The organism is Pseudomonas sp. yb_2, assembly GCF_043103905.1.
GTDB lineage: Bacteria > Pseudomonadota > Gammaproteobacteria > Pseudomonadales > Pseudomonadaceae > Aquipseudomonas > Aquipseudomonas alloputida.
The window spans coordinates 1-452 of sequence record NZ_JBICKH010000097.1 but is presented as its reverse complement, the minus strand read 5'-3'; the positions used below and the strand labels follow the sequence as shown (position 1 = coordinate 452).

Here is a 452-nt window from a genome sequence, read left to right as displayed (position 1 = left end):
CAGGCCATGCACGATCAGCTCGACGGTTTCGAGCAGGCCATGCAACACGCCCAGCAAGCCGCCGAGGACCGCGCCAAGGACCATACCCGCTGGGTGGTCAGCGAACGCTTGTTGCAGGCGCTGGACCGCTACGACAACGCCGACCTCATCAACGGCCTGGCCTTTGCCGAACAGACCGGCCAGTGCGTGATCGGCATGGAGTTGAGTGAAGAGGGCACGAAGGTACTGGACCACTGGTGGCGCAGTGACGTGGCAGACCGGGGCAACCTGGCAATACGCGGCATCACCTACAACCAGGAGGACCTGCGGGAAGAACTGGCGGCGCTGCTGGAAGCCGCCAAGGCCGAACCGCCGTCAGCGTCATCCTTCGCCCTGCCGGAAGCGCTTGCCAGGCAAGCCCATGCCGCTGCCAATGCCTTTGGGCGCATCAACACCCTGTACGAACAGATGCA

General features: G+C 64.2%; 1 pseudogene. It reads left to right on the top strand.

What is annotated here, in order from left to right:
* Positions 1-452 (top strand): annotated as a pseudogene (locus tag ACF8FB_RS26330) (hypothetical protein); the annotation flags it as partial.